This window comes from Roseicyclus sp., from assembly GCF_965662675.1.
Taxonomy (GTDB): Bacteria; Pseudomonadota; Alphaproteobacteria; order Rhodobacterales; family Rhodobacteraceae; genus Roseicyclus.
Genome location: NZ_CBFIIK010000125.1, coordinates 1 through 7,283 on the forward strand (window position 1 = coordinate 1; position 7,283 = coordinate 7,283).

At 65.9% G+C, this 7,283-nt stretch carries 8 protein-coding genes; 7 read left to right on the forward strand and 1 reads right to left on the reverse strand.

Features of this window, described 5'->3' with window-relative positions; all coding sequences use genetic code 11:
- The 7 genes from ACTG4J_RS13825 to lexA form a co-directional block, all read left to right on the forward strand.
- The coding region (locus ACTG4J_RS13825; RefSeq protein WP_439140324.1) for a hypothetical protein at positions 1-229 on the forward strand (229 nt) is incomplete at its 5' end.
- Positions 230-304: 75 nt separating this feature from the next.
- Positions 305-892, forward strand: coding sequence for an anthranilate synthase component II (locus ACTG4J_RS13830; protein ID WP_439140325.1), 588 nt, complete (start codon positions 305-307; stop codon positions 890-892).
- Positions 889-1,905 carry an anthranilate phosphoribosyltransferase gene (gene trpD, locus ACTG4J_RS13835; RefSeq protein ID WP_439140326.1) on the forward strand — a complete coding sequence of 339 codons (1,017 nt, stop codon included), beginning with the start codon at positions 889-891 and terminating at the stop codon, positions 1,903-1,905. The genes ACTG4J_RS13830 and trpD overlap by 4 nt, the downstream gene beginning before the upstream one ends.
- A 5-nt stretch (positions 1,906-1,910) precedes the next feature.
- A complete protein-coding gene (gene trpC, locus ACTG4J_RS13840) occupies positions 1,911-2,711 on the forward strand; it encodes an indole-3-glycerol phosphate synthase TrpC (protein ID WP_439140327.1) in 801 nt (266 codons plus the stop codon).
- A 3-nt stretch (positions 2,712-2,714) separates the two neighbouring features.
- Positions 2,715-3,194, forward strand: coding sequence for a cyclic pyranopterin monophosphate synthase MoaC (gene moaC / locus ACTG4J_RS13845; protein ID WP_439140328.1), 480 nt, complete (start codon positions 2,715-2,717; stop codon positions 3,192-3,194).
- A gap of 115 nt (positions 3,195-3,309) precedes the next feature.
- On the forward strand, positions 3,310-4,509 hold the full coding sequence (locus tag ACTG4J_RS13850; RefSeq protein WP_439140329.1) for a molybdopterin molybdotransferase MoeA: 1,200 nt from the start codon (positions 3,310-3,312) through the stop codon (positions 4,507-4,509).
- Between the two features lie 90 nt (positions 4,510-4,599).
- Complete coding sequence (gene lexA, locus ACTG4J_RS13855) at positions 4,600-5,283, forward strand: transcriptional repressor LexA (protein ID WP_439140330.1); 684 nt, start codon at positions 4,600-4,602, stop codon at positions 5,281-5,283.
- Here lexA and ACTG4J_RS13860 read toward each other — a convergent pair.
- A partial coding sequence (locus tag ACTG4J_RS13860) for a ComEC/Rec2 family competence protein (protein WP_439140331.1) occupies positions 5,277-7,283 on the reverse strand: 2,007 nt, incomplete at its 5' end. The genes lexA and ACTG4J_RS13860 overlap by 7 nt on opposite strands.

A 7,283-nucleotide genomic window follows, 5' to 3' on the forward strand; every position in this document is an offset into this window, starting at 1 on the left:
GACGATGCAGCGTGTGCACGATGGCCTGCCCGCCCGCCCCCTGCCAATGGTGATCCCTGCCCCGCGCACCGCCCCCAATACGGGCAGCCCCGAACAGATGCAGCCCGGCCCTGATGGGCGCGCGCCCGGCACGGTGGGTGGTCGTCCCATCTTTGCCGATCAGGCGGGCGAAAGCCTGGCAGAACGGCTGTTAGGGGATGTGGGCCGCTTTCTGACCGGGCAATACTGACCCGCAAGGGCGCTTGGGCTTGTCAGGCGGGCCATGACGGGCTAGCCCATTGATCCTGAAAACACGGGCGCGGCGATGATCCTTCTGATCGACAACTACGACAGCTTTACCTTCAACCTTGTCCATTACATGGCCGAGTTGGGGGCCGATGTGCGCGTCGTGCGCAATGACGCGGTGGATGTGCAGACCGCCATGGGCATGGGGGCTGCGGGGATCGTCCTGTCGCCCGGCCCCTGCGATCCGGCACAGGCGGGGATCTGCTTGCCCCTGACGCGCGCAGCCGCGGGCGCGGCGGTGCCGCTTTTGGGTGTTTGCCTTGGCCATCAGACCATCGGCGAGGCATTTGGCGGCAAGGTCCAGCGCCATTCCGAGATCGTCCATGGCAAGATGGGTGAGATCATCCATCAAGGCAAAGGCATGTTCAAAGGCCTGCCCTCGCCGCTTTTGGCCACGCGCTATCATTCGCTTGTCGTCGACCGCCCCAGCCTGCCGCCCGCGTTGGAGGTGACAGCGGAACTTGCCGATGGCACCATCATGGGGCTGCGCCACCGCGCACTCCCCATCGAAGGGGTGCAGTTTCACCCCGAAAGCATTCGCTCGCAGCATGGGCATGCGATGCTGAAGAACTTCCTCGACATGGCCAAGGGGGCCGTTCCCGCATGAGCGACGCAATGAAGCCGCTGATCTATGCCGCCTCCGAAGGCCCGCTCAGCCGCGCGCAAGCCGAGGCTGCGTTCGAAGAGCTTTTCGCAGGGACCGCCACCCCGGCCCAGATCGGCGGGCTGTTGATGGCGATGCGCGCGCGCGGCGAATCCGTGGCCGAATACGCCGCCGCAGCCCAAGTGATGCGCGATAATTGCATCCCCGTGACCGCACCCGCAGGCGCGATGGATATCGTGGGCACCGGCGGCGACGGGATGGGCACGCTGAATATCTCGACGGCCACGGCCTTTGTCGTGGCGGGTGCGGGCGTGCCGGTGGCAAAGCATGGCAACCGCAACCTCAGCTCCAAATCCGGCGCGGCGGACGCGCTGGGGGAATTGGGCATCGATGTGATGGTCGCCCCGCCCGTGGTCGAGCGCGCGATTGCCGAGGCAGGTATCGGCTTCATGATGGCACCGATGCACCACCCGGCGATGAAGCATGTCATGCCCGTGCGTCAGGAACTTGGGTCAAAGACGATCTTCAACATCTTGGGACCGCTGACAAATCCCGCGGGCGTGAAGCGGCAATTGACGGGCGCCTTCGCCATCGACCTGATCTTTCCAATGGCCGAAACCCTGCAGGCGCTGGGGTCGGAGGCCGCGTGGCTGGTGCATGGATCGGACGGGACGGATGAGATTTCCATCTCGGGCACCACATCGGTCGCCGTGCTGAAGGATGGCAAGATCAAACCCCGCGAGGTTCATCCGGAGGAGGCGGGACTGCCCGTTCATCCCTTCCGCGATATCCTCGGAGGCACCCCGGCCGAGAATGCGGCAGCACTTCGCGCGCTTCTCGATGGTGCGCCGGGGGCCTACCGCGATGCGGTGCTGCTGAATGCCGCCGCCGCCTTGGTCGTGGCCGAGCGGGCGGGTGACCTGAAAGCGGGGGTCGAGATCGCGCGCGCGAGCATCGACAGCGGGGCCGCCAAGCATGCGGTCGAAACGCTCGCCCGCATCACCAAAGGAGGCTGAGGCGCATGGCAACCATTCTGGACAAGATCAAAGCTTACAAGCTTGACGAAATCGCCGAAGCCAAGGCCGCTCGCCCGCTCTCGCAGGTCGAGGACGCCGCCCGCGCCGCGCCGCGCATCCGCCCCTTTGGCGCGGCGCTGCGCAAGGCCGAGGAAACCGGCTACGGGCTGATCGCCGAGATCAAGAAAGCCAGCCCCTCAAAGGGTTTGATCCGCGCCGATTTCGACCCGCCGGTCTTGGCGAAAGCCTATGAGGCGGGCGGCGCCACCTGCCTGTCGGTCCTGACCGACACGCCCAGCTTTCAGGGCAAACCCGAATACCTGACCCGCGCGCGCGCGGCGAGCCGCCTGCCCTGCCTGCGCAAGGATTTTCTCTATGACACCTATCAGGTAGCCGAGGCGCGCGCTTGGGGGGCCGATTGCATCCTGATCATCATGGCCTCGGTTGATGATGGGCTGGCCGCGGAGCTTGAGGATGCCGCCACACATTGGGGCATGGACGCGCTGATCGAGGTGCATGACGATGCGGAACTCGATCGCGCGATGCGGCTGAAAAGCCCGCTTTTGGGGATCAACAACCGCGATCTCAATACCTTCGTCACCGATCTGGCGACGACCGAGCGGTTGGCCGCGCAGGTGCCGGGGGATCGGATGGTGATCTCGGAATCGGGGCTGTTCACGCCCGATGATCTGGGCCGCATGGCGCAAGCGGGCGCGCGCAGCTTCCTCATCGGCGAAAGCCTGATGCGGCAAGACGATGTGACGGCTGCCACGAAAGCGATCCTTGCGCAGCCGGTGGGGGCCTGAGCCATGGCGGAGCTGACCCATTTCGATGCGGCGGGCCAAGCCCATATGGTCGATGTCTCGCAAAAACCCGTGACCGACCGCGTGGCGGTGGCCGAAGCTTGGGTCAAAATGGCCCCCGAGACACTGGCGCTGGTGACCGCAGGCACGGCAAAAAAGGGCGATGTCTTGGGCATTGCGCGGCTGGCCGGGATCATGGGGGCCAAGAAAACCGCCGATCTGATCCCGCTCTGCCATCCGCTGTCGATCAGCAAGGTGACGCTCGACCTGGTGCCCGACGACACCTTGCCGGGCGTGCGGATCAGCGCGACCGTCAAGACCACGGGCCAGACGGGCGTGGAGATGGAGGCGCTGACCGCCGTCTCGGTCGCGGCGCTGACGGTGCATGACATGCTCAAGGCCGCCGAGAAAACGATCGAGATCGGCGGCATCCGCGTGGTGCTGAAAGATGGCGGCAAATCCGGCCGGTTCGAGGTCGCGCGGTGAGGGCTGCGATTATTCGCACGACTAATCACATGGCGCGCCGTTGCGGTGGCATCTGTGCGTGGCGCGGCCGGGATGCGTATTTGTGGAAAGTTGAAGCGATGGGAAGGCGGGGCAGATGATCTCGGTCGAGGCGGCGCGCGCTGCTTGCTTGGCGCTGGTGCAGCCCTTGTCGCATGAGACGGTCGGCTTGGAAAACGCCGGGGGGCGCGTCTTGGCCCGCGATGTGCGCGCCTTGCGCGACCAGCCGCCCTTTGCGGCTTCGGCGATGGATGGCTATGCGATCCGCTTGGCCGACCGCATGCCCGGCGCGTCTTTGCAGGTGGTGGGTGAGGCGCCCGCCGGGCGCGCATGGCAAGGGCGGGTTGGCCCCGGCCAAGCTGTGCGGATCTTCACCGGTGCGCCCCTGCCCGATGGGGCCGATTGCGTGGTCATCCAAGAGGATGTCACAGCCACAGGCGACAGGATCATGCTGGGCGACCGCCTCGAGCAAGGCGACAATGTCCGGCCTGCGGGTGGTGATTTTCGTACTGGCGACACGCTGGCCGCACCGCGCCATTTGTCGCCCAGCGATATCGCGCTTTGCGCGTCGATGAACGCACCGCAGCTTGTGGTGTCGCGCAGGCCCGAGGTCGCGCTGATCGCCACGGGCGATGAATTGGTCAGCCCCGGACAAACGCCACGCGCCGATCAGATCATCACCTCCAACAGCTACGGGCTCAAGGCGCTGATCGAGGCCGAAGGCGGGCGGGCGCGGATCTTGCCCATCGCGCGCGACAATCGCGACAGTTTGAAACAGGTCTTTGGGCTGGCCCGTGGGGCCGATCTGATCGTGACCATCGGTGGGGCATCAGTGGGCGATCATGATCTGGTGGCAGGGGTGGCCGCCGAGCTGGGCATGGAGCAGGCATTTTACAAGGTCGCAATGCGACCGGGCAAACCGCTGATGGCAGGGCGTATCGGTGACACACCGATGCTGGGCCTGCCGGGCAACCCCGTCTCGGCGATGATTTGCGGCATGATCTTCATGCGACCCATGCTGCGCGCGATGCAGGGCTTGCTGCCGCGCGGCGATGCCTATCCGCTGGCGCGGCTGGATCGTGACCTGCCGGCCAATGGGCCGCGCGCCCATTACATGCGCGCCCAGATCGCGCTTGGTGCCGATTATCCGATCATCACCCCCTTCGATAGCCAGGATTCGGCGCGGCTATCGCTGTTGTCGGGGGCAACGGCATTGCTGGTGCGCCCAGCCGATGACGGGCCGCGCGCGGCTGGCGATTTGGTCGAACATATCCCTCTGGGCACATCCTATCCGTGATTCGTTGACACGGAGCGGGAACAGGGGTAGAACATAAGCCGAACATGATTGTGGCGCCCGCCGCATGGCCCGAGCGAGGAGTGTGACCCGATGCTGACCCGCAAGCAGCGTGATCTTTTGGAATTCATCCATGCGCGCGTGCAGCGCGACGGTGTCCCACCCTCCTTCGACGAGATGAAGGATGCGCTGGATCTGCGCTCGAAATCGGGCATTCATCGGCTGATCACCGCCTTGGAAGAGCGCGGCTTCATCCGGCGGCTGGCCCATCGCGCGCGCGCAGTCGAAATTCTCAAGATGCCCGAGGCGATGGAGAAACCGGGTTTCGCGCCGCGCGTGATCAAGGGTGACCGGGTCGATCCACCCCGTGGCGCCATGCCCGTGACGGCCTCCGCGATGGAATTGCCGGTGATGGGACGCATCGCCGCCGGCACCCCGATCGAGGCGATTTCGGAGGTGGCAAGCCATGTCGCCGTGCCCCAGCAGATGTTGCGCAACGGGCGCAACCATTACGCGCTGGAGGTCAAGGGCGACTCGATGATCGAGGCCGGGATCAATGACGGCGATATCGTCGTGATCGAAGATGGCGCGGTGGCGCAGAACGGCGATATCGTGGTGGCGCTGGTCGAAGGACATGAGGCGACACTCAAGCGGCTGCGCCGCAAGGCCGGCATGATCGCGCTGGAGGCTGCCAACCCCGCCTATGAAACCCGCGTTTTCCGCGAGGATCAGGTGAGCGTGCAGGGCAAGCTGGTCGGGCTGATCCGTAGCTATTGAGCGCGCGTTTCTTGGCGCATGCGTGGTGACCACGGCCTGTCGCCTTGCGACATCGCCGCACTGGTGACGATGATCGCCCCGGTCGCGGGGGTGATCGCCAATGCGCCGGAAGCAGCAAGGCTTGGCGCATCGAAGAGCAGGCAGTGGGCATCCACAAGTGGCACGCGGCTATGACCACGCGGCGCGTCGCCCAAGGGCGCGGCCCGCGCATGGACCAAGTCTTCAGGCGCGGATTGGCCGAGGATGACGAGATCATGCAGCGCGCAAGCGGCCGCAACCTCGCCCAATGCCCGCCGTCCGGTGCCATGCCAAAGGCGTAGCCCGTCGATCTCGGCCGTCATGCCATAGCCTGCGGGCTGCCACAGGGGACGGGTGGCAGCGTCGGCCTGCGTGGTGCGATCACCATCGTTTTCCAGCCAGACACCCGCGACGAAACCATCCCCGCGCGCGCGGCTCAGCGCCCGCCCACCATCGGAGATGATGCCGACCAAGCCGCCCGTATCCGAGATCAGAATGGTCGGTCGCGCCGCGCTGTTCCACAAACCCAGCGCCCCCAATAGCGGCAGCACGCCAAGCCAGCGCAAGCGACCTTGCCACAAAAGCACCCAAAGCGCGGAAAGCGCGACCGCACCCAACATCCAGACTGGCGGTGTTTGCACCGATGTCACCGCACCGGGCCATGCGGCGATCACCTCGGCCACGGCCAAGATCCAGATCAACCCCCACTCCATCACCGCCCAGACGGGCGCCGACAGACCGATGGGCGTCAGCAAGGCCGCCATCACGGCACCGGGCATGATGATGCTGCCCATCACCGGCACGGTCAGCAGATTGGCGATCAGCCCATAGGTCGCGATCTGGTTGAAATGCGCCGCGGCGAAGGGGGCCGTCGCCGCCCCGGCCACCACCGATGAAACGACCACCGCCAAGGCCCCGCGCGCCCAACCCGGCACCGCCATGCCCGCAGGCCAACCGCGCAGCGCGGCAAAGACCCCGACAAGTGCGGCGGTCGCGGCGAACGACATCTGAAAGCCCGGCGACAAGACCGTCTCGGGTCGATTGAGCAGCACGAAGATCGCGGCGATTGCGACCGAGCGCATGGTGATCGCGCGCCGATCCAGCAGCACCGCGCCGAACATGACGGCCACTTGGATAAAGGCGCGCTCGGTCGCGACATTGCCCCCCGACAGGGCGAGGTAAAAGGCCCCCGCCCCAAGCGCGCCGGCAGCCGCCCATTTGCGGATCGGATATCGCAGGGCCAGAACAGGAACCAGCGCCAGACCAAGGCGCAGCGCGGCATAGACGAAGCCCGTCAACAACCCCATATGCAGCCCGGAAATGGCCAGCAGATGGGCGATATTTGCATCGCGCATCGCCTGTGTCGGCGCGGCCTCCAACCCCGAGCGATCCCCGGTCAGCACGGCTGCGGCAAAGGCACCGGGCTGGCCCGCGATCCGCGTCTGGATTTCTGCCGAGATGCGCAAGCGCAACGCGAAGAGCCGCCCCTCGGCAGGGTCGGGCCATGCCAAAAGCACCACCGGGTTGCGGGTATAGCCGACAGCGCCGAGCGACAGGAAATAGGCGTGTTGCTGAAAATCGAAGCCGCCCGGTTCGGCCGCGCCGGCGGGGGCCGACAGGTGACCGGTCAGCATGATGATCGCACCCGGGGGCGGGGTCACGCCCGCATCGCCATGCAAGGACACGCGCACCCGATGTGGCGTGCGCACAGGGGTCAGATCATCGAGCCTGACCTGATCGAGCGTCAGCCGCACCGCATCCGTGCTTGATCGATCGATGCCGACCACCCGGCCCTCGATCGGGCCGTAATAGCGAAACTCCAGCACAGGCTGGGCCAGGCTATGGCTGCGATGACCCGCCACAAGCAACCCCATGGCCATCATCGCAACACCCATGCAAAGTGGCCCGACCCCCGCCCGCCAGCGGATCGCACAGACAATGGCCACGACCATGACCAAGGCGATCAAGACAAAGCCCGCGAC

Coding starts and splice junctions, on each gene's coding strand:
- ACTG4J_RS13830 (WP_439140325.1), top strand. CDS start 305: ATGATCCTTCTGATCGACAACTACGACAGCTTTACCTTCAACCTTGTC.
- trpD (WP_439140326.1), top strand. CDS start 889: ATGAGCGACGCAATGAAGCCGCTGATCTATGCCGCCTCCGAAGGCCCG.
- moaC (WP_439140328.1), top strand. CDS start 2,715: ATGGCGGAGCTGACCCATTTCGATGCGGCGGGCCAAGCCCATATGGTC.
- ACTG4J_RS13850 (WP_439140329.1), top strand. CDS start 3,310: ATGATCTCGGTCGAGGCGGCGCGCGCTGCTTGCTTGGCGCTGGTGCAG.
- trpC (WP_439140327.1), top strand. CDS start 1,911: ATGGCAACCATTCTGGACAAGATCAAAGCTTACAAGCTTGACGAAATC.
- lexA (WP_439140330.1), top strand. CDS start 4,600: ATGCTGACCCGCAAGCAGCGTGATCTTTTGGAATTCATCCATGCGCGC.